Genomic DNA, 21724 nt, shown 5'->3' with positions numbered 1-21724 from the left:
GGCGATAGTTCTTATAGGTAGTGTCACTATGGTTAAAAATCAGACCATTGAAGAGAATCAATTACCGCACTCGATCGAGGCGGAGCAAGCTGTGCTTGGCGGTCTGATGCTGAGCAACGGGTCTTTTGATGCTGTTGCTGAGTTTGTTGCCGAATCTGATTTTTTCTCTCAAGACCATAGACTGATATTCCAGACCATGAGAGCTTTGTCTGTTGAAAGCAGGCCTCTGGATGTCATCACCCTTTCTGAAACCCTTCAAAATACCAATGAGCTCGATCATGTTGGTGGCGCCTCTTACTTAGTGGAGCTTGCTAATAATACGCCTAGTTCGGCCAACGTCATAGCTTACGCTCAAATAGTTTTAGAGCGCTCAATAATTCGACAGCTGATAACCGCAGCCAGCGATATTGTTAAAAAGGGCCACAATCCTCTTGGTTGGGATAGCAGTAAACTCTTGGCTGATGCAGAAAAAAAACTCGCTGATATTATAGAAAATAGACCTAAACTTGGTGGTTTTCAAGGCATCAATGCACTAATCGAGGAATCTTTAGAGCGTATAGACGAGCTATTCAATAGTGAAGCTGAGATTACAGGCCTAAGTACTGGCTTTGCAGAATTAGATAACATGACTTCCGGCTGGCAGAAATCAGACTTAGTTATCGTAGCTGGAAGACCCTCTATGGGTAAAACCTCTTTTGCTATGAATATGGTTGAACATGCAGTTTTAAATCAAGAAAAACCCATACTTGTTTTTAGTATGGAGATGCCTGCCAACCAATTAATAATTCGTATGATGTCATCTTTGGGGAAAATTGATCAGACTAAAATGCGCTCAGGAAACTTATCTGATGATGACTGGCCTAGATTAAGCAAAGCTGCATCACGCCTCAAAGACAGGCCTCTCTATATTGACGACACGCCAGGCATTTCGCCGATGGAACTGCGCAACAGGATTCGCCAGTTAGCCCGCGAACATGGAGATATTGGTATGATCATGGTGGATTACCTGCAATTGATGAGCGGGAGTGTTCCCACTGAGAACCGTACTAATGAAATCACCCAAATTTCACGAGAGTTAAAAAATATAGCTCGCGAGTTTAACTGCCCTGTTTTAGCCTTATCTCAGCTTAGTCGAAATGTGGAGCAGCGCCCCAATAAAAGGCCTATTAATTCAGACCTTCGTGAGTCTGGGGCAATTGAGCAAGATGCCGATGTTGTTTTGTTTATCTATCGTGATGAAGTTTACAACGAAGAAACTACTGAGAAGAAAGGGATCGCTGAAATTATTATTGGCAAGCAAAGAAACGGGCCTATTGGAACCTGTGAGTTAACATTTATTGGCAAATATACTCGCTTTGAAAATCTCGCTAGAGATTACTCTTCTGATCAGTAAGCATTTGGGGTCAAGGAATGGAGATTTTTCGAACAATCAAAAGCATTAGATCGATGCTTGATGGGGCTCGACTTCAAGGAAAAAAAGTTGGCTTTGTTCCAACTATGGGGAATCTTCATCAGGGCCACATAGAGTTAATAAAGCTAGCACAAAAGACAAGCGATATAATCGTCTGCTCCATTTTTGTTAATGGCCTTCAGTTTGGCTTGCATGAGGATTGGGATAAATACCCTAGGACTTTTCAAGCAGATTGTGAAAAACTACAAGCAGTATCATGTGATGTGCTTTTTTATCCTGATGAAAATCAAATGTATCCTAATGGTTTGGGCTCTCAGACACGAGTTATCTGCTCTTCGATGACTGAATACCTCTGTGGCGCGAGCCGACCTGGACACTTTGAGGGGGTAACAACTGTAGTATCAAAATTATTGAATATCATTCAGCCTGATAAAATGATCCTAGGGAAAAAAGATTACCAGCAGTTAGCAATATTGCATCGCATGGTTGAAGATCTTTGTTTTCCAGTGAATATTGTGGAAGCTGACATTCATCGCGAAACAGACGGTCTAGCCATGAGTTCGCGTAATTCTTACTTAACAATTTTAGAGCGCCATAATGCTGGCCAGTTGCATAAAAGTTTGAGATGGGTTGCTGACAAAATACGCTTAGGGGATAGAAATTTTACGGCTCTTGAAAAAGAGGCAATTAGACAAATACATGAAGCAGGCTTTAAGCCTGACTATATTTCTGTTTGTAACAGCAAAACACTTGAAATGGCGGAAACTAATGATGCAGATATCACTGTGTTGGGAGCCATGTATGGCTCCTCCGCTCGATTAATTGATAATATTTCCCTGAACTAGAGGAATAGACTATGTTGAGCACTTTACTGAAAGCTAAGTTGCACATGGGTTCGATAAGCCAAGCAGAACTTTGGTATGACGGCTCATGCGCCATTGATTCTAATTTACTTGATCTTGCGGGGTTGAGTGAATTTGAAAAAATTGATATTTATAATGTTAATAACGGTGAACGACTGACTACTTATATCATTAAAGCTGAAGCCGGCTCAGGTATCATCTCGATGAATGGTGCAGCTGCGAGAAAGTGTCAGGTTGGTGATCGAATTATCATTGCTGCTTATGCCCAATATGAGATAGATGAGGTTGTCGAGCACAAGCCAAGACTAATTTATCTGCATGCAGATAACTCTGTTGACCGCACAACTAACACGATACCCGTCCAGACACTCTAGCGTAGAATTAAGATCGCTAGTTATTCTGCCATTGTTTGAAAAATAGCCATAAGGTCTCAAGCTAAAAACCTTGAGATTTTTTTGATAATTAGATAATTTCTCGTTAATAGCTTACTAGGATTCTCTTAATGCCTTCATTTGATATTGTTTCAGAAGTAGAACTAGAGGAAATTCGCAATGCCGCAGATAATACTGTTCGTGAGATAGCCACACGTTTTGATTTTAGAGGCGTTAGTGCGCATGCTGAGTTTGATAATGGCGAGGTGATTCTTTCCGCTGAAGCCGACTTCCAGTGCCAGCAGTTGTTAGATATGCTGCGAGGAAATTTAGCGAGAAGAAAGATTGACCCTTATGCTATTGATCCCGAGGAAAAATCACTGCACAGTGGAAAAATATTTTCTTTGAAGGTTCGGTTCAAACAGGGAATCGATCAATTAATGGCCAAAAGAATCATTAAATTAGTAAAAGATGCGAAGATAAAGGTTCAGCCTGCCATTCAGGGTGAAAAGTTACGAGTTACCGGTAAAAATAGGAATGACCTGCAAGCTGTCATTGCACTAATTCGCAGCGCGGATCTTGGGCAACCCTTTCAGTTTGATAATTTTAGAGATTAATTTAATTTATATGATGTGTAGTTTAAATTGACAGATATCAGTGATGGTAATTTGAGTTCTAAGATAAGAAATTATAGCGGGGGAGCGACGAATGTCAGAAGCCAAGGTGTATCCTGCTCATAAGGCGTTTGCAGGCAAGGCTCATGTAAATCTTAAAATGTATGAGAAAATGTACCGTGAATCTATAGATAGCCCAGATAATTTTTGGTCCAAACAAGCAAAAGATTTTTTAGATTGGAGAAAACCCTGGGATCAAGTTAATTCTTATGATTTTGATACAGGTGAAGCTGCTTGGTTTGCTGGAGGCCGGCTAAATGTCACAGTTAACTGCATTGATAGACACTTGGCTACCAAAGGAAATCAAACGGCTATTATTTGGGAAGGCGATAACCCTAAAAATAGCCAAAAAATTACCTATCAAAAGTTAAGCGACCAAGTAAATAAATTATCCAATGTGCTTAAATCTCGTAACGTGCAAAAGGGAGATAGAGTGTGCATTTATATGCCTATGATCCCAGAGGCGGTTTATGCCATGCTTGCTTGCGCACGCATTGGCGCCGTTCACTCTGTAGTTTTTGGTGGATTTTCTCCAGATGCCCTGAAAGATCGTATTCTTGACTCCGACTGCCAGGTAGTCATTACAGCTGACGAAGGGGTTAGAGGTGGACGTAATATTTCTTTGAAGGCTAATGTTGATACTGCTATCAGTCATTGCCCTTTGGTTCATACTTGCTTAGTTATTGCTCATACTCACGGTGTAATTGATTGGTCAGAAGGTAGAGATGTCTGCTATCACAAGGCAATGGTGGATGCAGAAATACACTGTGAGCCTGAATGGATGGATGCCGAAGATCCTTTATTTATCCTTTATACTTCAGGTTCTACAGGGAAACCAAAAGGCGTCCTGCACACAACGGCAGGATATCTGTTGCAGGCTGCTATGACACACAAATACGTCTTTGATTATAAAGATGGGGATGTTTATTGGTGTACCGCAGATGTTGGGTGGGTTACAGGGCATAGCTACATTGTCTATGGGCCATTATGTAATGGGGCAATAACATTAATTTTCGAAGGCATTCCAACCTATCCAGATGCATCTCGTTTTTGGCAGGTTGTGGACAAACATCAAGTGACAATTTTTTATACGGCCCCAACGGCAATTCGCACGCTATTGGGCGCAGGCGACGAATTTGTTCTAAGTACAGATCGCAGCTCTCTGCGCTTGCTGGGAACAGTCGGAGAGCCTATCAACCCAGAAGCTTGGGAATGGTATTATAAGACCATTGGTGAATCTAGGTGCCCCATTGTTGACACTTGGTGGCAAACAGAGACGGGGGCTCATATGTTGACTCCATTGCCTGGCGTCCATGATATGAAACCAGGTTGCGCAACCGCCCCTTTTTTTGGTGTGCAACCCGTATTACTAGACAATGAAGGTTGTTTAATTGAAGGCCCCGGAGAGGGAAATTTAGCGATTAAGTCTTCATGGCCATCCCAAATTCGTGGCGTATATGGCGATATGGTCCGTTTTAAAGATACCTATTTTTCATTATTTCCTGGCTATTATTTTACGGGAGACGGCGCGCGTCGTGATAAAGATGGGCACTACTGGATTACCGGTCGAGTAGATGATGTCTTGAACGTATCAGGACACCGCATGGGTACGGCTGAGATCGAAAGCGCACTGGTGCTTCATTCTGATCTAGCGGAGGCAGCAGTAGTAGGATGTCCTCATGACATAAAAGGCCAAGGCATATATGCATACATAACACTAATGTCCGGAATACAGCCGTCAGATAACTTGTATGCTGAACTGTTAGCTATTTGCAGAAAAGAGATAGGCTCCTTTGCGAAACCAGATCAGATCCAGCTGGCACCGGGGTTACCAAAAACTCGTTCAGGTAAAATTATGCGTCGAATTTTGCGTAAAATAGCAGCTAATGAGATAGAAAATCTTGGTGATACTTCAACATTGGCAGATCCTTCTGTAGTCAAGGATTTGATTAAAAATCGACTGAATCAATAGATTTTGACTCAAAGGTTTTCAGTATAAATTATCTTGAGGGGGTAACAGTGATATGGGTAGAGCCTACCAGAATCGCAAAGAGTCTATGGCAAAAACTTCTGATATGAAGGCTAAAGTATACAGCCGTTATGGTCGAGAAATTTATGTTAGCGCCAAGTCTGGAGGCGCAGATCCTAGTAATAATCTATCATTGCGCAGTTTGATTGATCGAGCTAAAAAAGATCAAGTTCCAACGCATGTGATTGATAAAGCTATCGAAAAAGCCAAAGGCGGAGCTGGCGAAGATTTTTTTCCTGCTCGCTATGAAGGTTATGGCCCAGGGGGCAGTATGGCCATTATTGAGTGCCTGACAGACAACCCTAATAGAACGTTTGGTGATGTTCGTCTTGCGTTCACCAAGACTGACTGCAAGATTGGCACGCAGGGTAGCGTTGCCCATCAATTTGATCATGTAGCTATTTTTGTGTTTGATTTTGATAATGAAGAAGCTGCTTTTGATGGCCTAATGGCTGACGATATAGATGTCACTGATATTGAGTATGATGATGGAAAAGTATCTGTTTTTGTTTCACACACAGATTACTTTAAAGCAAAACAGTCGTTGTTAAATAGCTGTGGCGAGGTAGATTTCGAGGTTGATGAAGTGCAGTTTATTCCGCATGATTATGTTTTTATTGAGGGTGACGACACTGTTTTGTTTGATAAATTTATGACGATGCTAGACGAGCTAGATGATGTCCAGCAGGTGTATCATAATGTTAAATTGTTGTAATTATTAATAATAAAAAAGCCCTGCAATGCAGGGCTTTTTTGTTTGGATTAGAGCGCTGTTGTTGGCGCTTAAGATTCCTCTTGAAGATACCGTTCACGTGATGCGTTGATTTCAAGACACGCAGCTGCTGCGTTATCCCACCCTTCAACTTTAACCCATTTTCCTGCCTCAAGGGTCTTATAATTTTCAAAATAGTGTTGAATTTGTTTGATTAGAAGTTCTGGCAGATCACTAATTTCACTCACATGATCATATAGCTTGGTCAGCTTAGTGTGAGGGACAGCCAGCAGTTTTGCATCGACACCAGATTCGTCTGACATCTTTAGCACACCAACAGGTCGACTGCGAATTACTGCGCCTGGCATTACAGGGTAAGGGGTAACCACTAATACATCTAGAGGATCGCCGTCTTCAGATAATGTTTGAGGGATATAGCCATAGTTTGCCGGATAAAACATTGGCGTGGCTACAAATCGATCGACAAAAATAGCATCCGCATCTTTGTCGACCTCATATTTAATAGGATCATGATTGGCTGGTATTTCTATAACCACATTAATATCATGGGGAAGGTCATTGCCAGCAGGGATCTTGTTGTAGCTCATGTCTTTTTCTGTCTCGTAGTTAAAAGTATTAATATAAATGCATGTAAGCACATTCCATGAATTTCTATGGATCTATAGTTTTCAAAATAAATCGAATTATACTGTTGGAGAGCATTTATTGCTAGCTCCACCTGGGGGGATATTCGACAGAAAAGCAATCTGAAGATATTTTTATTTCATCGATTTACAATTATTGCTATTTAAAAAATATTCTGTAAAATTATTTTGTAATTCGCCATGATATGGTGATTATTCCTAAGGGGAGGCTGGCAGCCTGAGACATCTTCGGATGGACCCTTTGAACCTGATCCGGATAGTACCGGCGTAGGGATAGGACGCAGAATTCAACGTTCCATCTTTCCCCTTCCGGGTCTCTTGACTTTTGTTAATGAGGCTTTATATGTATTTAGTGTCTAGAAAAATAAAAACTACTCTTGCAGTTATTTTATGGATTGCATTTCACCTTACAGCTCAAAACTCTTATGCTTCCGGTGAGCTGAAAACCACCTCTGTTGATTCTCGATCTGAAGGTTCTATAGCTCAAGCTTTGGAGGTCGAAGAAGATACTTCGCCTACAAATGAAATTTCAGAAATTGAGGAAGATGGCTTGATTGCTGAGGTCGTCGTTACAGCAAAATTTCGCGATATAAACGTATTGGATACAGGTAATAGCATTACCGTGATTAACAGCAAGACGATTAATCGACGTGAAGCCCAGCATATTGAGCAGGTGCTCAACTTGGCACCTAATGTAAATTTCTCCAGCGGCTCATCTAGAGGAAGATTTTTTCAAATCCGCGGAATTGGTGAACGCAGTCAGTATGTTGAGCCCATTAATCCCTCTGTTGGACTCTTTATAGATGGTATTGATTTTAGTGGGATTGGCGGGGCCGCAACTATGCTTGATATTAGGCAGGTTGAAGTCTTTAGAGGCCCGCAAGGTACAAGCTATGGAGCGAACGCCATGGCAGGGTTGATTGATATTCAGTCGAATGATCCCTCGGAAAAATTTGAAGGCAGCGTGGAGTCATCATTTTCTGAATATGAAGCTCGAACATTTTCCAGTGTGTTGAGCGGCCCTATAACAGATGATATGGGCTACCGTCTTGCTGTGCAGCGCTCCAAAAGAGATGGTTATGTAGAGAATGAATTTCTTAATCGAGATGATACCAATAATATTGATGAGCAAACTATTCGAGGAAAATTACATTGGCGGGCTAGTGATAGCCTAAATATTAAGATTGTTGGATTGTATGTTAATGCAGAAAATGGATACGATAGCTTCTCATTAGATAATACGCGCCATACTTTTTCTGATCAACCCGGTCACGATCGCCAGGAAACATTGGCATTTTCTGTAGAGAGCACATGGAGCAATAGTAGTAATTTTGATGTGGTTTCCTTGATAGGGCGCTCTAATCATGATACCGAGTACGGTTTTGATGAAGACTGGAGTTATGCAGCTATATGTTCAGATTATGCATGTAGTGGCTCAGCATATGAGTCTGTTGATAATTACAGACGTGATAGAGTAACAACAACGCTAGATTTTCGTTTGGTATCAAATGATCAGGGATTGCTTTTTGATGATTCCACGGACTGGGTTGCCGGAGTTTATTTTCGCGAGCAAAAAGAATCTTTATTGCGTGAGTGGACCTATGATTCTGATTTTACCAGCGACTTCGATACCAAAAATTATGCCATCTATGGGCAATTAGGAAGCCAGCTTAGTCATAAATTAAGACTAACAACTGGGTTGCGGTTGGAGTACCGGAATGCTGATTATATGGACAGAGCATCTGTTGGTTATGCAAAAGGTGAGCGTCTTTGGGGGGGGCGATTGGGGTTAGAATACTTTGCAACAAACAATACTATGATCTATGGATTAATCTCGCGGGGCTATAAAGCAGGCGGGATTAATAGTAGCTCATCGCTAGATGCTAAAAATAAAAAGTTTGATACCGAATATTTATGGAATTATGAGACTGGTATAAAAATGGATTGGTTTGATGGAAAATTAAATGGCCAACTAGCAATATTTTATCAGCAGCGACATAAAATGCAGGTAAAACAATCTTTAGTGGATTGCTCCGGAGGGGGTGCGTGTACGTTTACTGATTACTTTGAGAATGCTAAAAAAGGTGCCAACTATGGCACTGAACTGGAGCTCAACTGGCTCCCTTTTTCTGGCGTGAATTTTTATAGCAGCTTAGGTTTATTGAAAGCAATATTTAAAGATTATGAGAGTTACTCTCATGTTGAGGTCGACAGACATGCAAGCAATCCTACCCCTAAAGATCTTAGCGGAGATAAGCAGGCTCATGCGCCTTCATATCAGTTCGCACTAGGCGCTGAGTTAGACCTTACAGCTAATCTTGTTGCAGGGTTAGAGGTAGAGGGAAAAGGGGCGTTTAATCTCTCTCCTCGCCACAATGCAAAATCTAATCGTTATGAATTGTTAAATTCTCATTTGAATTATAGGTATGGCGTTTGGGATTTCTCTCTTTGGGGGAGAAATTTGACAGATCGTGATGTGATTGTGCGAGGATTTGGAAGTTTTGGTAATGATCCTCGAAAAAATTATGCACTAGAACCTTATTATCAGTTTGGTGAGCCAAGAGTGATAGGTGCAACAGTTAAGTTTAACTTTTAAGATATTCCAGTCTTGACGTTATAGATTAGAGAGCAGCATTTATTTTATTCTTTTTTTAGGGGGTCGCTATGGAGTTGACTATTGATATCAGCATGTATCCCAATCAAGAGAACTTTGTTGTCCCTATTGATGGATTTATAGAGAAAATCAATAAATATAGTGACTTAAAAATAAAGACCTTTCCTACTAGCACTGTAGTGCAGGGAGAGTATAGCTATGCAATGAATGCAGTCCAAGAAACTATCTTGAGTTGCTATAAAGAATTTGGCATGGCGGTCTATGTGGTGAAGTATATTCCGGCCTATGAGGCTCTTTAATCATGGAATCATGGCTAAATTTAAGCTGGATAACTCTTGAAACATTGGCGGTAGTCCTAGCTTTTGGTTACTTGGCATTTGCTATACAAGAGAACAGCTTATGCTGGTATTTTGTTTTTTTTAGCGCAGCAATTTATGTGTGGATTTTCTTTGATGCCAGGTTATACATGGTGTCCTTGTTGAATGTCTATTATGTGCTGATGTCGCTTTATGGTTGGCAGCAATGGCGAAGGGGGGGAACGCAACAAACAGGCTTGCTTATTTCACGCTTAACACCTTTGTGTCATATCCTAGTAGTTAGCTTGGTTAGTTTGTTTTCCTTGATTATAGGGTATTTTCTGGGTGCATATACTGATGCGGAGTTGCCGTATTTGGATTCTTTTACGACGCTAGGATCAATAGTGACAACGGCAATGGTGGCAAGAAAAATTCTTGAAAATTGGCTGTATTGGATTTTTATTGATGGGGTTTCAATCTATTTGTATTTCAGCCAGAATCTTTATCAGACTGCCGTCCTTTTTGTGCTTTATGTCATATTGGCTATTTTGGGTTACTGCACTTGGCGTAAGCGCTATCTTGAGCAGAATAATCTTTGAGTAGGGTAGAATTTCTTCTAGAGAAAACACTTTCTGGCTGGAGAGGTTGGAGGACCTCTTGGCCTGATGAGCCTAGGGTTGTTAGGGAGCTACTAGGTGGGCGAACTAACCGATCTTTTTTGGTTAAATCTGGCGCCTATCAGGCAGTTGTTAGAATAAACAATGAAGATAGTATAAGTTTAGGTATCAATCGTCATCAGGAAATAGAAATACTTTCCCTGCTTCAGGAGTTCGATTTTTCTCCTAAAGTATTATTTGTGGATAGCCATACTCTAGTTAGTGATTATATTGAAGGTTATCAATGGCTTGAATCTGATCTTAACGCGCCATTAAACATAAAAAAAGTTACTAAAATTATAAATAAAATTCATAGCGTCTCGCTTCCATGCCATGCTGTAAAGCGAAATTATTTAAGCTATTGTCAGTATTACATACGACAATTACCAGTTTCGATATGCACTTTAGAGAAATTATTTTTTGATGAGCTGCTTCATGTGGCTGCAGCTATAGACAGCCAGACCTGGGCGCCAGTAATTAATCATCATGATATTGTTCCGGGAAATCTGATAGAAGCCACTACTGGATTATTTCTGATTGATTGGGAATACGCTGCTTTTGGTCACCCAGAAATAGATTTAGTTAGACTGCATGGGTTAAGTGATAAAATTTCAATAACTGAGAAGATATTTTTTTTACAGCAGGGCCTTGATAGGCTTTGGTCTCTCGTGCAAAGTTAGCTTGCTGCACTTTTTTCTATTGATTCAGGTTTGATGATTTTGCTAAAAGCAATGCCTAGTTCAAACAACAGCCACATGGGTATCGCTAGAAGGGTTTGTGAAATTATATCTGGCGGAGTCAGCAGCATGCCCAGCACAAAGCATATAACAAACACATAAGGACGTCTTTTTGCTAATTGGGTTGGATTTACGAGGCCCATCCATGACAGAATTACTATTGCGATGGGAATCTCAAAGCTCAAGCCGAATGCAAAAAATAACTTAAGGATAAAATCGAGATAACTTCGAATATCTGTCATTACTAATACACCCTCTGGGCTTACACTAGTGAAAAATGTAAAGATTAAAGGGAAAACAATATGGTAAGCAAAAGCCATTCCTCCGTAAAAGAGAGCAACGCTAGAAAGAAATAATGGGACCACTATTTTTTTTTCACGCTGGTATAGGCCCGGGGCGACAAAAGCCCAAATCTGATAAAGAATAAATGGCATTGCAGCAAATACGGATAACACTAAGGCTAACTTGAAGGGGGTTAGAAATGGTGATGTTACATCAGTAGCAATCATCGAGGATGTTGCTGGTAGATGAATTGTCAGAGGCTCTGATATATAAATATAGAGCTCATTACTATAAGCAAACAATCCTAAAAAAATAATAAAAATCACCACGATACATTGTAGCAGTCGATTTCTCATCTCTAGTAGATGAGCCACTATCGGTTGTTTTGATGATGGTGTATCAATCATTTTGAGTCATCTTTAGGAGTAATGGCGGTGGCTTCTTTTATTGTAGTGGCGGTGGTTTTGAGGTCGCGCATAATTTGCTCATTATGCAATTGTCGTTTGACGTCATCCATACCCACCTCATCTTCTAGTTGCTGGCGTGCAGATGAAAACACTTGCTTAAACCTGCCTAGCCAGAGGCTGATAGAGCGCACTGCTTGAGGCAATCGCTTCGGTCCCATTACGATTAAAGATACTACAGCAATTAAAAGTAGCTCCAAGAAGCCAATATCAAACATGGATTTAACCTATTTTATATGTTAAAAATAGCGAATATTAGGCATGAGAGCAGTTATTTTGCAGTTTTATCATCATCATGCTTGGTATTGCTTTTGACCTGCTTCTCTATGGATGCATCATTGGTTTCTGTATTTGATACGTTGCTTGATACGGAGTCTTTGAAGCCTTTTACTGCTCCCCCTAAATCAGATCCAATACTGCGTATTTTTTTTGTTCCAAAAATTATTGCAACAATGACCAAGATAATGAGTAGTTCTTGCCAGCCAGGTATCATAGCGATATCTCTTTTTTGTGATCTAGGTTATTTTAATATTAAGTTTATTGGTTTTTGATTCGTTGTTTTTTTTCTTCAAGACCTGATAAATCAAACCGACGTTCCAGTTCTTTCAGTACTGATTGGGCATTCTCCCCTAAATGAGACAGCATAACTAATGAATGAAACCATAAGTCTGCTGTTTCATAGATTAATTTTTTAGTATCCCCGGTTTGCTCTGCATCCCGAGCAGCCAGAAGGGTTTCGATGCTCTCTTCCCCAACCTTCTCTAGAATTTTATTTAATCCTTGATGGTGAAGACTGGCCACGTAGGAATCCTTAGGATCAGATTTTCTTCGAGCTTCAATAGACTCTGTTAGCTTAGTCAACACATCAGCGCTCATGTATATATCTCTCCTGGGTTTTTAACGACAGGATCTACTGTAAGCCATTCTCCGTCCTGCAATATTCTATAAAAACATGAAGCTCTTCCGGTATGGCAGGCTATACCACCTATCTGCTCAACCTGCAAAATCAGCACGTCGCTATCGCAGTCGAGACGTATTTCTTTTACATGCTGAACATGCCCAGACTCCTCACCTTTATACCACAATTTTTTGCGCGATCGAGACCAATAAACAGCACGCTGCTCTTGTACGGTGAGCGCCAATGCTTCACTATTCATCCAGGCGACCATTAACACTCTGCCTGAAGTAGCATCTTGCGCTACGACGGGAAGTAAGCCGTTTTCATCCCAAGTAATTTTGTTAATAAAGTTATCCATAGTAGTTATTATGACATCTGTTGTTATATCAGCAATATTGATTTTAGGTAAATAAGCTTAAGTGCTGAAAACTATTGCATGATGATGCTATTTTAGCAGCATCATCATTAATCCAATCATAACAAAGATTAGGCTATTTTCTGGTATGTTATTAGCAGTTTCGGACCAATTTGAAAGCCCTAATCCTAACCCGACACCTATTAATGCAGGCCCTATCCAGTCTCGTATTATTTTTTTCACAGAAACTGATCTATTCAAAACAGAAGGTGGAGTAGCAACAGATTTTTGTGTGTTAGCCTGAAGATTCTCAAGTCCCTGAAAAATAAGTTGTGGCATCTGCGGAAGCTGTTCTAGCCACTCTGGACCATGGCGTTTTAATTTTTCAATAAACGCTTTTGGCTTAAATCGTTCTTTGAGCCAGCGCTCTAGAAAAGGATGAGCGGTATCCCATAAGTCTAAATCTGGATAAAGCTGTCGCCCCAATCCTTCTATATTGAGTAATGTTTTTTGCAGCAGAACAAGAGACGGTTGTACCTCCATATCGAAACGGCGCGCAGTTTGAAACAAGCTAACAAGAATATAGCCAAATGAAATATCTCGTAATGGGCGCCCAAAAATAGGCTCACAGACTGATCGAATAGCAGAAGTAAATTCGCCTATATTGGTATCTTCCGGCACCCAGCCAGACAGAACATGTAGTTCAGCTACTTGACGGTAGTCGCGTCGAAAAATGGCGAGCAGATTTCGTGCCAGATAGTATTGATCAGCATCTGTAAGGGTTCCGATGATTGCGCAATCGATCGCAAGATATTTTGGTTCTTTTGGGTTGCTACAATCTACAAAAATATTACCGGGATGCATATCAGCATGAAAAAAATTGTGTTCAAACACTTGTGTGAAAAAAATTTCCACGCCTCTTTCCGCTAAGACTTTGAAATCCACATTATGCTGTTGCAGCGCCCCTATATCTGTAACAGGTGTCGCATAAATTTGTTCTGCTACCATTATATTTTGGTTTGTGTATGCCCAGTGGATATCGGGAACATAAAGCATGCTGGATTTTTCAAAGTTGCGGCGAAGTATGGAGGCATTCGATGCCTCGCGTTGTAGGTTAAGCTCATCAAAGATTGTGACTCTATAATTGTTGACTACCTCTATAAGCCTCATTCTCGGTCCATCAATAGTATTTTTTTCTAGCCATGTAGCGATAGACAGCATTAACTGAATATCTTGTTCAATTATATTTTTTATATCAGGACGAATTACTTTAACGACTACTTTCTGACCATCCGGGAGCACTGCAGAATGGACTTGTGCTACAGACGCCGACGCCAGAGGCTCATGGTTGAATTCTTGAAATAAATCGTCAATACTTTTATTAAGAGCCTCTTCGACAATAGTGACAAATTGCTCGTTATTAAATGGAGCGACATTATCTTGAAGGTGGCTCAGTTCAGAGCATATATCGGATGGGATTAAATCGGGGCGAGTCGAGAGTAGCTGGCCAAGCTTAACAAATATAGGCCCTAGGTTCTCCAGGGCAGCCCTCAGTCTTTCTCCTCTGGGTTTGCTGGTATTAGGAAAAAATTTCGTGACTACAAATAACAGTCTTAGGCTGCGAGGTAGCTTTTCTTTCTCGACAAATGTATCGAGTCGATAGCGCACAAAAACACGGATAATAGTAGCTAGTCGACTAATTTTCGACATTTTTAGGTATCCTTTACGTGTTTCAAGTGTTTATTATCATTTAAAAAAATACTATCCATCTTGTTTTTTACTTTGCTGGTGCGAGCTGCTAGGCGCTCCACTTCGTTACGTGTATGTTGAATTGCCTCATTGAAGTCAACAACCTCATTGAGGCTTGGTGTTAAGCGTGCCTCTTCTTGACTAAATTCCACAGCCCCTGTTACAGCTCGTTTGAATATATTTTTCTTCCAGTCGATAGATGACCTTAATGATTTTCCAATTAAATGTGCAGGAATATCACCAATTAGATCTGAAAGCCCAGTTTCCCATTCTATGTCTAGATTTTTTAGAAGCTGTTGGAGCTGGCCAAGCAGCTCTTGGTCACCGGAAATTGTGACGCCTGAATCAAAAAAAGAGACGCGCTGATCGCCATTAATAGATAAAGAGCCTAAAGATAGGACGCTTCCCTTAAGGACGGCATCTGCAGCGCCTTTGTGATGATGCTCTAAGTGGACCGTTTTTCCCCCGAAAATAATATAGAAAGAAATTGAGGGAGATGTGCATTCTATTTCAAGAACCTTATTTCTTAGCCTGCCAATAGCATTTTGACTAGAGTGATCATATTCTAGCGCCTTATTGAGAGTGACCTCAAGAGACTTTAGAGCTGGACCTTTAGCTTTTTTAAAAATTTTATTTTTCATAAGATCGAGAATCAAGACTTAAAACCTCGATGTAGAGCGACGATGCCGCCAGTCATATTATAATATTCAGTGTTTACAAAATTAGCAGCTGTCATCATATTCTGTAGGGTATTTTGGTCTGGATGCATGCGTATGGATTCCGCTAAATATTGGTAACTATCGCTGTCATTAGCTATAAAGTCACCAATTTTTGGGAGTAATTTAAATGAGTAAAAATCATAGAACTTTTTAAGAACAGGGTTGGATGGCTTGGAGAATTCTAACACCAATAAGCGGCCACCAGGCTTTAATATGCGGTTCATGGACCGGAGAGCCATATCTTTATCGGTGACATTTCTTAGACCGAAAGCAATGGTAATGCAGTCAAATGTGTTATCTGGAAATGGCAAACATTGAGCGTCAGCCAAAGTGTAAAGAACCTGATTTGAGCATCCCATATCAATCAGCTTGTCACGCCCAATTCTCAGCATAGACTCATTGATATCAACTAATATTATTTTCCCTGTTTTGCCTACAATCTTTGAAAATTTAGCAGTTAGATCACCTGTGCCGCCAGCAACGTCTAGTACTGATTGCCCAGCTCTAACTCCAGATAATTCAATAGTGTAGCGCTTCCAGAGCCTATGAACACCTGCAGACATCAGGTCATTCATTAAATCGTATTTTGCAGCTACAGAATGAAATACGTCAGCCACCTTTTTGGCTTTCTCCTCAATGGGTACAGTTTTGAAGCCAAAATGTGTTGTTTTGTTATCTGTCATTGGAAAAATACACGCTCTTGTGGGGGGATCAATTATATACCGATGTTATCTCGTTGTCCTTGAGCGCGCTAGCTAAGGATGCTGTTGGCAGAAACCTGAGTATTTTTTAATTAATTAAGGCGCGCCATGTTTTGCATATGACTACATTTTTTGATGCCAATATCTGATGGTTTGTGTCGTATATTTTTTGTTAAAATGCTAGATTAAACCCTGTTTTATTGACGAAACCCTGTACAGGACATTCAAAGACACTGGGAAGTAAAATGCGCTTAATTATTATTTTTATGACAACCTTTGCCATATCTGCTTGCTTGCCTTTAAAGCAGTCAAGTTACTTAGCGTCTTTTGTTAAAGAGAAGCCTTTATCGACTTTACCGGAAGTGAGGGATGTGCAGGTATCCGGTGATAGAAAAACAATTAAAGTAGAAAATCGGGCTGTTGTCCCTTATTTTGAGGTTATTTTCCATGATATAAATAACCCTATTTTTTCTGAAACGGAAGAGAGTAATGAGCAGATAAATTCAAAATTAGTGGGGATACCCGTTGAGCTACTCCAGCGTGTTACAGATCAATCCTATAGGTATTTTATGAGTGAAATGAAAGCACAGGGCATAGAGATACTTCCCATTTCGTCATTAAGTAACTCACAGACGTACCAAAAATTTTTGATGAGCAGGACTGAAGAAAAAGTAGATGTAATGTCTATTTCGCCATCGGGAATGAAATTGCCTAATTTATCAGACATTAAAGGCAAACAGATAAGTAAAATTATGGATGAGATGAATGCCTCTGTTATGGATGTAACTTTGTATGTAAATCATATGGACAAGATTCAAGACGAAGCATCAATCTCAACTAATGGTCTTAAAGTTGAGCAAAAAATTTCTGTGACCAGCGGCTCTAGGATGAAATTTTTTGGGTTAGAGGCCTCCAGATGCCAAGGATATTGCTTGAGTCCGGTGGTGAGTGCCAAATTGGGCAAGTCGATTTACAGTACTGAAAAGGTAGGAGATCTTGTACGAAAAATAAAAATATCTGAAAAGATAGAGCCTGAAAAACAAACAGCTATGAAGCAAGGAGACCTTAAATCACAGGCTATTGACCTTAGCAGAAAAGCAGTTGATCTTAGCGAGAAGGCTATAGATTGGGTTTCCACACTTTCAGCAAAAGACGATGATGCTGCTGTATATGAACTTCATGCAGATCCAGTTGAATATGAAAAAATTGTTAGTCAAATCTTAAGAGACTCAACCAAAAAATTAGTCCACGGAATTACTTATTATGACCCTAGTGATATAAAGGCAGATAAGTAATCAGATAGCGGTTCTTAACTTGAGTTTGATTTATTTAGTAGGGAGCTCATCATGTTTAAGGAGTTCACTTACATCCCTGTGCCATAAAGCTTTGGATTTCCAAAAAATATTTTGCATTGGTCTTATTGAGGGGTCAGTGTCCAGTGTTCCTGCTGGAATGACAATAGCTTTCTTGGTCTTTCCCAACCATGGGAGGGAAGATCCACATTTTTTGCAGAAAGCTGTAGCGAAGTGTTTCGTCTCTTTGGGTTCAAAGCACTGAACTAGTAGTGCGCCCGCAGTCCACCTGAAGTGCTCTTTTGCAATTAAAATGTTTGATGCAAAAGCGCTACCCGTAAATTTTCTGCACCTACTGCAATGACAATACTGAAATATGCCTAGATTTCCAGAAATTTCATAGGCTACCTGTCCGCACAGACAGCTACCTCTGGCAATTTCGCTATTAGTCATGCGCTACTTGTGGCCTCAGCCACTCTGTCTTCTAGGTATTTAATAATATCTGATGACTCATACATCCAGTGTATATCAGTATCATTGGCTTCAATTTTTAGGCAGGGAACTTTTAATTTTCCACCAGCCTCAAGCAATTCTTGGCTACTGTGGTCGCATAATCTTGGATCGATTAATTTGACAGACAAGCTATGTTTCTTAATTGTACGTCGAACTTTTACACAAAAAGGACATGCTGGATATTGGAATAAAGTAAGGCCGGCAGTTTTTTCATTTAATTTAGCTTGTGAGGATGGATTTCTTTTAATGATTTTAGGAGAAAAGATCCAATTGAGAGATAGAATCAGTGAGCCTAATATCCAGCGAATAACTGCCATTTTTTATGCCTATTGAATAAGAATTTTTTAGTTTTTTTCCCAAAAAGGGCTATTTATCCGGTAAGTATAACTGATGAAAAGCAACCGATAAAAGAATAAAATCTTGTGTTGGTTTATTAATTTTTTTGTTTATGCTATAAAAATTTATAGTGCCTAAATTCTGATCGTTGGCATAGTTAATTAGTTATATCTGCCAATTTAGTTTTTTTTCAATCGAAGCAATTATCATTCCTGCAATATCTTGCCCCGTTGCAGATTCGATTCCTTCAAGTCCCGGGGAAGAATTCACCTCTAACAGCAGCGGTCCTGATTTAGATCGAATGATATCGACCCCAGCTACCTGTAAGCCAAGTACTTTAGCTGCCTTTATGGCGAGCATTTTTTCCTCCATCGTTATTTTTACTACAGATGCTGTGCCTCCTTGATGAAGGTTGGCGCGAAATTCACCAGGAGCCGCTGATCTTTCAATCGAAGCAACAACTTTCCCGTTGATCACAAAACACCTTAAATCTTTCCCATTGGCCTCTTTGATAAATTTTTGTACCAAGAGGTTTGCACGTAAAGATTTAAACGCGTTAATGACGCTTTCTGCAGCTTTTTGTGTTTCAGCCAAAACAACGCCTCTTCCTTGTGAGCCCGTTAGTAATTTTACGATTAGTGGTGCGCCTCCAACCATATTGATGAGATCTTTTGTATCTATAGGCGAGTTAGCAAAGCCAGAAGTAGGAATGTTAATGCCATTTTTTAGCATAAGCTGTAACGAAAATAGCTTATCTCTTGACTGAGAAATGGCGGTAGATGTGTTTGTTGTATAAACCCCCATGCTTTCAAATTGGCGAGCTAATGCTGTACCATAAAATGTTGCGCTAGGCTTAATACGAGTAATAACAGCATCTAGATTGCCAAGTAATTTTCCTCCGCGATAATGTGCTTCAGGCTTGGTAGCATCTAGCTTCATGTAGCATTGCATCACATTCAGAAAAATGATGTTATGACCTCGTTGCTCTGCAGCTTCAAGTATTCTTTGGTTGCTATACAATTCTTCGTTGCTTGCAAGCAGCGCTATATTTAAGCCGTTCTTTGTTGTTTTTTTCTTGCCGTAGAGTTCTGAAATTTTTTCATCAGTAATATCTCCCATTAGGCATACTTCGGCTGGATCAACAATAAGTCTTCCGTTCATCGCTTCTCGGCCTAGAAGCATCCTAAAGCCCATAGAGTCACGATTAGCAAGAGTGAGCTCTATCTCCCAGAGTTCATCGCCTAATTTAAGTGGAGCGCTTACAACATACCGAGTTTCTGTCAATCCGGTCGAACTTTTAATGACCCTTTTGTCTATAACGGCGCGCTCACATCTGACTACTGTTCTCCTATTTTTTTGTATGGGGTGAACCTCAAAGCTGACCCAAGATACACCATCTCGATGAAAATTTTGTATGTTGAATGCCTGTATAGATGAAGTTTTTGCGCCAGAATCTACTCTGGCCCTAATAGCATGTAGGCCTAAAGCAGGAAATGAACACCATTCTTCTGATCCAATGGTTTTTTTGTTAGCTGATATATTCAATATGTTGCCTCTTAGTAAGTATTTTAGCCCATCATGATGTTAAAATAATTTAGCCCACTGCGCTAATAGTTAGATTATAGTGCGTCTATTTGGATCCAAAATTAACGATAAAGCTGACATGTTACGACTTAGTGATATTAGATTACATCTTAATCATACCGATGAAGAATTAAATAAAGCAATAATTGAAAAGCTGAACCTTGCAGATGAAGATTTATTGGGGTTTAGTATTTTCAAGAGAAGCTATGATGCACGAAAAAAGACTAATATTGTCCTTATATATCAGTTGGATGTAATGTTGACGACTATTGCGCAATGTAGGGTATTGGAGCAGTACAACGATCAGCCATTCTTGACGTTATCTCCGGATAATAGCTACCATTTTGTCGCGAAAAATATTGAAAATTTTCCTCAAGATAATCAGTTTCGCCCCCTTATTATTGGCTTTGGTCCCTGTGGGATCTTAGCTGCTTTAATTCTGGCGCAAATGGGATTTAAGCCAATAGTGTTAGAGAGAGGCAAGGATGTAAAATCTCGCACTCGAGATACTTGGGGGTTTTGGCGGAGCAGTAAGCTTAATACGGAATCTAATGTGCAATATGGAGAGGGCGGCGCAGGCACTTTTTCTGATGGTAAACTTTGGAGTCAGGTAAAAGATAAGCGATATCTGGGGCGTAAAGTTTTAACTGAGTTTGTGAAAGCGGGTGCTCCAGAAGAAATCATGTATGTTAGCAAGCCACATATTGGGACTTTTAAGTTGGTGCCAATGGTGGAAAATATTCGCAATCAAATTATTGAGCTTGGTGGAGAGGTGCGCTTCGAGACCAAAGTAGATTCAATCATTCGAGACACTTTGCCGTTGCTAGAAATTAAAGAGGGCCTTGTTGGTAAAAATGTAGGTCAAATTGCTGGTGTTGTTTTAGATTCAGGTGAGGTTATAAAAAGTCGACATGTAATTTTGGCTATCGGCCATAGCGCCAGAGACAGTTTTCAAATGCTTTTGGAGCAGGGTGTTTATATTGAGCCCAAACCTTTTTCTATTGGATTTCGTATTGAGCACCCTCAAAAAGTTATTGATAAGGCTAGATTTGGCGAGCATGCAGGGCACCATATTTTGGGTGCTGCAGATTACAAGTTGGTGCATCATTGTAAAAATGGACGCAGTGTGTACAGTTTTTGTATGTGCCCAGGAGGCACTGTTGTAGCTGCCGCTTCTGAGGAAGGAGCCGTCGTCACTAACGGGATGTCGCAATATTCTCGTAATGAGCGCAATGCCAATTCAGCCATTGTGGTTGGAATAAACCCAGAGAAAGACTACCCGGAGCACCCATTGGCTGGTATTGATCTTCAGCGACAATTAGAAACTCTGGCTTACAAGTTGGGTGGATCCAACTACAACGCTCCCGCGCAGCTTGTTGGCGACTTTCTTCAAAACAAACCATCCGATAAACTTGGGTCAGTCACTCCATCTTATGCCCCAGGCATAACTTTGGGTGACCTTGGTCAGGCGCTACCTTCGTTTGCTATTGAAGCTATCCGTGAGGCAATCCCGGCATTTGAGGATAAAATAAAAGGTTTCTCTATGGCAGATGCAATTTTGACTGGCGTGGAAACTAGAACTTCTTCTCCTGTCTGCATAAGACGTGGAAAGGACTACCAGAATATAAATACTCGTGGACTGTATCCTGCGGGAGAAGGAGCTGGCTATGCTGGAGGTATTTTGTCTGCAGGTATAGATGGAATAAAAGTGGCTGAAGCTGTAGCTTTAGACATACTAGGAGCCCCTACTACATAAGCTTTAGGCCTTTGTTCTTTCCGATAGATTGATTTAGATAAGAACTA

At 40.4% G+C, this 21724-nt stretch carries 24 protein-coding genes, 1 pseudogene and 1 riboswitch; of the genes and pseudogenes, 12 read left to right on the top strand and 13 right to left on the bottom strand.

The features are described 5' to 3' along the window. Positions 1 to 28: 28 nt before the first annotated feature. From dnaB to ABXT41_RS05185, 6 genes are all read left to right on the top strand, one after another. The gene (gene dnaB, locus ABXT41_RS05210; RefSeq protein WP_415390467.1) at positions 29 to 1393 is read left to right on the top strand and encodes a replicative DNA helicase; all 1365 of its coding nucleotides are present in this window, start codon (positions 29 to 31) and stop codon (positions 1391 to 1393) included. Positions 1394 to 1410: 17 nt separating this feature from the next. Continuing rightward, positions 1411 to 2256 (top strand): pantoate--beta-alanine ligase, encoded by an 846-nt coding sequence (panC, locus tag ABXT41_RS05205; RefSeq protein WP_415390466.1) that lies wholly within the window; start codon positions 1411 to 1413, stop codon positions 2254 to 2256. Positions 2257 to 2267: 11 nt separating this feature from the next. Then, positions 2268 to 2648: an aspartate 1-decarboxylase gene (panD, locus tag ABXT41_RS05200; RefSeq protein ID WP_415390465.1), complete on the top strand. Its 381-nt coding sequence runs from the start codon at positions 2268 to 2270 to the stop codon at positions 2646 to 2648. A gap of 128 nt (positions 2649 to 2776) precedes the next feature. Then, positions 2777 to 3262: a YajQ family cyclic di-GMP-binding protein gene (locus tag ABXT41_RS05195; protein ID WP_415390464.1), complete on the top strand. Its 486-nt coding sequence runs from the start codon at positions 2777 to 2779 to the stop codon at positions 3260 to 3262. A 91-nt stretch (positions 3263 to 3353) separates the two neighbouring features. After that, positions 3354 to 5291, top strand: a complete 1938-nt coding sequence (gene acs, locus ABXT41_RS05190) for an acetate--CoA ligase (RefSeq protein ID WP_415390463.1) — start codon at positions 3354 to 3356, stop codon at positions 5289 to 5291. Between the two features lie 52 nt (positions 5292 to 5343). Beyond that, positions 5344 to 6063, top strand: a complete 720-nt coding sequence (locus ABXT41_RS05185; RefSeq protein WP_415390462.1) for a YebC/PmpR family DNA-binding transcriptional regulator — start codon at positions 5344 to 5346, stop codon at positions 6061 to 6063. Positions 6064 to 6131: 68 nt separating this feature from the next. Here the strand turns inward: ABXT41_RS05185 and ppa are convergent, their stop codons facing one another. Continuing rightward, entirely contained in the window at positions 6132 to 6668 is a 537-nt protein-coding gene (ppa, locus tag ABXT41_RS05180) for an inorganic diphosphatase (RefSeq protein ID WP_415390461.1), read from the bottom strand. 248 nt (positions 6669 to 6916) lie between these two features. Next, a riboswitch (TPP riboswitch) is annotated at positions 6917 to 7016 on the top strand. Positions 7017 to 7068: 52 nt separating this feature from the next. Here ppa and ABXT41_RS05175 point away from each other — a divergent pair. The 4 genes from ABXT41_RS05175 to ABXT41_RS05160 all read left to right on the top strand — a co-directional run bounded on the left by ABXT41_RS05175 (position 7069) and on the right by ABXT41_RS05160 (position 10971). After that, positions 7069 to 9321: a TonB-dependent receptor gene (locus ABXT41_RS05175; protein ID WP_415390460.1), complete on the top strand. Its 2253-nt coding sequence runs from the start codon at positions 7069 to 7071 to the stop codon at positions 9319 to 9321. A gap of 68 nt (positions 9322 to 9389) precedes the next feature. After that, entirely contained in the window at positions 9390 to 9638 is a 249-nt protein-coding gene (locus tag ABXT41_RS05170) for a hypothetical protein (protein ID WP_415390459.1), read from the top strand. 2 nt (positions 9639 to 9640) lie between these two features. Beyond that, the gene (gene pnuC, locus ABXT41_RS05165) at positions 9641 to 10234 is read left to right on the top strand and encodes a nicotinamide riboside transporter PnuC (protein WP_415390458.1); all 594 of its coding nucleotides are present in this window, start codon (positions 9641 to 9643) and stop codon (positions 10232 to 10234) included. Further along, positions 10231 to 10971 carry a choline/ethanolamine kinase family protein gene (locus tag ABXT41_RS05160; RefSeq protein WP_415390457.1) on the top strand — a complete coding sequence of 247 codons (741 nt, stop codon included), beginning with the start codon at positions 10231 to 10233 and terminating at the stop codon, positions 10969 to 10971. Before pnuC ends, ABXT41_RS05160 begins: the two co-directional genes overlap by 4 nt. Here the strand turns inward: ABXT41_RS05160 and tatC are convergent. The 8 genes from tatC to ubiE form a co-directional block, all read right to left on the bottom strand. Next, positions 10968 to 11717, bottom strand: a complete 750-nt coding sequence (tatC, locus tag ABXT41_RS05155; RefSeq protein WP_415390456.1) for a twin-arginine translocase subunit TatC — start codon at positions 11715 to 11717, stop codon at positions 10968 to 10970. The two genes, ABXT41_RS05160 and tatC, sit on opposite strands and share 4 nt — an antisense overlap. Further along, entirely contained in the window at positions 11714 to 11992 is a 279-nt protein-coding gene (gene tatB, locus ABXT41_RS05150) for a Sec-independent protein translocase protein TatB (RefSeq protein WP_415390455.1), read from the bottom strand. The genes tatC and tatB overlap by 4 nt, the downstream gene beginning before the upstream one ends. Before the next feature lie 53 nt (positions 11993 to 12045). Beyond that, positions 12046 to 12267, bottom strand: coding sequence for a twin-arginine translocase TatA/TatE family subunit (tatA, locus tag ABXT41_RS05145; RefSeq protein WP_415390454.1), 222 nt, complete (start codon positions 12265 to 12267; stop codon positions 12046 to 12048). Between the two features lie 44 nt (positions 12268 to 12311). After that, positions 12312 to 12650: a phosphoribosyl-ATP diphosphatase gene (locus tag ABXT41_RS05140; protein ID WP_415390453.1), complete on the bottom strand. Its 339-nt coding sequence runs from the start codon at positions 12648 to 12650 to the stop codon at positions 12312 to 12314. Then, on the bottom strand, positions 12647 to 13030 hold the full coding sequence (gene hisI, locus ABXT41_RS05135; RefSeq protein ID WP_415390452.1) for a phosphoribosyl-AMP cyclohydrolase: 384 nt from the start codon (positions 13028 to 13030) through the stop codon (positions 12647 to 12649). The genes ABXT41_RS05140 and hisI overlap by 4 nt, the downstream gene beginning before the upstream one ends. An 87-nt stretch (positions 13031 to 13117) precedes the next feature. Next, complete coding sequence (gene ubiB, locus ABXT41_RS05130) at positions 13118 to 14737, bottom strand: ubiquinone biosynthesis regulatory protein kinase UbiB (protein ID WP_415390451.1); 1620 nt, start codon at positions 14735 to 14737, stop codon at positions 13118 to 13120. Between the two features lie 2 nt (positions 14738 to 14739). Further along, positions 14740 to 15417 carry an SCP2 domain-containing protein gene (locus ABXT41_RS05125; RefSeq protein ID WP_415390450.1) on the bottom strand — a complete coding sequence of 226 codons (678 nt, stop codon included), beginning with the start codon at positions 15415 to 15417 and terminating at the stop codon, positions 14740 to 14742. An 11-nt stretch (positions 15418 to 15428) separates the two neighbouring features. Beyond that, the gene (ubiE, locus tag ABXT41_RS05120) at positions 15429 to 16178 is read right to left on the bottom strand and encodes a bifunctional demethylmenaquinone methyltransferase/2-methoxy-6-polyprenyl-1,4-benzoquinol methylase UbiE (protein WP_415390449.1); all 750 of its coding nucleotides are present in this window, start codon (positions 16176 to 16178) and stop codon (positions 15429 to 15431) included. A gap of 263 nt (positions 16179 to 16441) precedes the next feature. Between ubiE and ABXT41_RS05115 the strand changes: the two genes are divergently transcribed. Then, a complete protein-coding gene (locus ABXT41_RS05115; protein ID WP_415390448.1) occupies positions 16442 to 17491 on the top strand; it encodes a hypothetical protein in 1050 nt (349 codons plus the stop codon). A gap of 30 nt (positions 17492 to 17521) precedes the next feature. Here the strand turns inward: ABXT41_RS05115 and ABXT41_RS05110 are convergent, their stop codons facing one another. The 4 genes and pseudogenes from ABXT41_RS05110 to ABXT41_RS05095 form a co-directional block, all read right to left on the bottom strand. Continuing rightward, positions 17522 to 17941: a GFA family protein gene (locus ABXT41_RS05110; RefSeq protein ID WP_415390447.1), complete on the bottom strand. Its 420-nt coding sequence runs from the start codon at positions 17939 to 17941 to the stop codon at positions 17522 to 17524. Beyond that, positions 17938 to 18318, bottom strand: a complete 381-nt coding sequence (locus ABXT41_RS05105) for a glutathione S-transferase N-terminal domain-containing protein (protein WP_415390446.1) — start codon at positions 18316 to 18318, stop codon at positions 17938 to 17940. The genes ABXT41_RS05110 and ABXT41_RS05105 overlap by 4 nt, the downstream gene beginning before the upstream one ends. A gap of 184 nt (positions 18319 to 18502) precedes the next feature. Next, a complete protein-coding gene (rimK, locus tag ABXT41_RS05100) occupies positions 18503 to 19432 on the bottom strand; it encodes a 30S ribosomal protein S6--L-glutamate ligase (protein WP_415391457.1) in 930 nt (309 codons plus the stop codon). Between the two features lie 93 nt (positions 19433 to 19525). After that, positions 19526 to 19882 (bottom strand): annotated as a pseudogene (locus ABXT41_RS05095) (ATP-dependent zinc protease); the annotation flags it as partial. 118 nt (positions 19883 to 20000) lie between these two features. On the opposite strand from ABXT41_RS05095, the gene ABXT41_RS05090 reads away from it, so the two are divergent. Next, the gene (locus ABXT41_RS05090) at positions 20001 to 21677 is read left to right on the top strand and encodes an NAD(P)/FAD-dependent oxidoreductase (RefSeq protein ID WP_415391456.1); all 1677 of its coding nucleotides are present in this window, start codon (positions 20001 to 20003) and stop codon (positions 21675 to 21677) included. The last annotated feature ends 47 nt before the right edge of the window (positions 21678 to 21724 follow it).

The sequence above is a fragment of the Porticoccus sp. Uisw_050_02 genome (assembly GCF_047729555.1).
Lineage (GTDB): Bacteria > Pseudomonadota > Gammaproteobacteria > Pseudomonadales > Porticoccaceae > Porticoccus.
Note: the sequence above shows the minus strand (reverse complement) of the source record. Positions and strands in the feature narration are given on the sequence as shown.

Bases quoted from the DNA above. Each gene is read 5' to 3' on its own strand.
- dnaB (WP_415390467.1), top strand. From the start codon at position 29: ATGGTTAAAAATCAGACCATTGAAGAGAATCAATTACCGCACTCGATC.
- panC (WP_415390466.1), top strand. From the start codon at position 1,411: ATGGAGATTTTTCGAACAATCAAAAGCATTAGATCGATGCTTGATGGG.
- panD (WP_415390465.1), top strand. From the start codon at position 2,268: ATGTTGAGCACTTTACTGAAAGCTAAGTTGCACATGGGTTCGATAAGC.
- ABXT41_RS05195 (WP_415390464.1), top strand. From the start codon at position 2,777: ATGCCTTCATTTGATATTGTTTCAGAAGTAGAACTAGAGGAAATTCGC.
- acs (WP_415390463.1), top strand. From the start codon at position 3,354: ATGTCAGAAGCCAAGGTGTATCCTGCTCATAAGGCGTTTGCAGGCAAG.
- ABXT41_RS05185 (WP_415390462.1), top strand. From the start codon at position 5,344: ATGGGTAGAGCCTACCAGAATCGCAAAGAGTCTATGGCAAAAACTTCT.
- ppa (WP_415390461.1), bottom strand. From the start codon at position 6,668: ATGAGCTACAACAAGATCCCTGCTGGCAATGACCTTCCCCATGATATT.
- ABXT41_RS05175 (WP_415390460.1), top strand. From the start codon at position 7,069: ATGTATTTAGTGTCTAGAAAAATAAAAACTACTCTTGCAGTTATTTTA.
- ABXT41_RS05170 (WP_415390459.1), top strand. From the start codon at position 9,390: ATGGAGTTGACTATTGATATCAGCATGTATCCCAATCAAGAGAACTTT.
- pnuC (WP_415390458.1), top strand. From the start codon at position 9,641: ATGGAATCATGGCTAAATTTAAGCTGGATAACTCTTGAAACATTGGCG.
- tatC (WP_415390456.1), bottom strand. From the start codon at position 11,717: ATGATTGATACACCATCATCAAAACAACCGATAGTGGCTCATCTACTA.
- tatB (WP_415390455.1), bottom strand. From the start codon at position 11,992: ATGTTTGATATTGGCTTCTTGGAGCTACTTTTAATTGCTGTAGTATCT.
- tatA (WP_415390454.1), bottom strand. From the start codon at position 12,267: ATGATACCTGGCTGGCAAGAACTACTCATTATCTTGGTCATTGTTGCA.
- ABXT41_RS05140 (WP_415390453.1), bottom strand. From the start codon at position 12,650: ATGAGCGCTGATGTGTTGACTAAGCTAACAGAGTCTATTGAAGCTCGA.
- hisI (WP_415390452.1), bottom strand. From the start codon at position 13,030: ATGGATAACTTTATTAACAAAATTACTTGGGATGAAAACGGCTTACTT.
- ubiB (WP_415390451.1), bottom strand. From the start codon at position 14,737: ATGTCGAAAATTAGTCGACTAGCTACTATTATCCGTGTTTTTGTGCGC.
- ABXT41_RS05125 (WP_415390450.1), bottom strand. From the start codon at position 15,417: ATGAAAAATAAAATTTTTAAAAAAGCTAAAGGTCCAGCTCTAAAGTCT.
- ubiE (WP_415390449.1), bottom strand. From the start codon at position 16,178: ATGACAGATAACAAAACAACACATTTTGGCTTCAAAACTGTACCCATT.
- ABXT41_RS05115 (WP_415390448.1), top strand. From the start codon at position 16,442: ATGCGCTTAATTATTATTTTTATGACAACCTTTGCCATATCTGCTTGC.
- ABXT41_RS05110 (WP_415390447.1), bottom strand. From the start codon at position 17,941: ATGACTAATAGCGAAATTGCCAGAGGTAGCTGTCTGTGCGGACAGGTA.
- ABXT41_RS05105 (WP_415390446.1), bottom strand. From the start codon at position 18,318: ATGGCAGTTATTCGCTGGATATTAGGCTCACTGATTCTATCTCTCAAT.
- ABXT41_RS05090 (WP_415391456.1), top strand. From the start codon at position 20,001: ATGTTACGACTTAGTGATATTAGATTACATCTTAATCATACCGATGAA.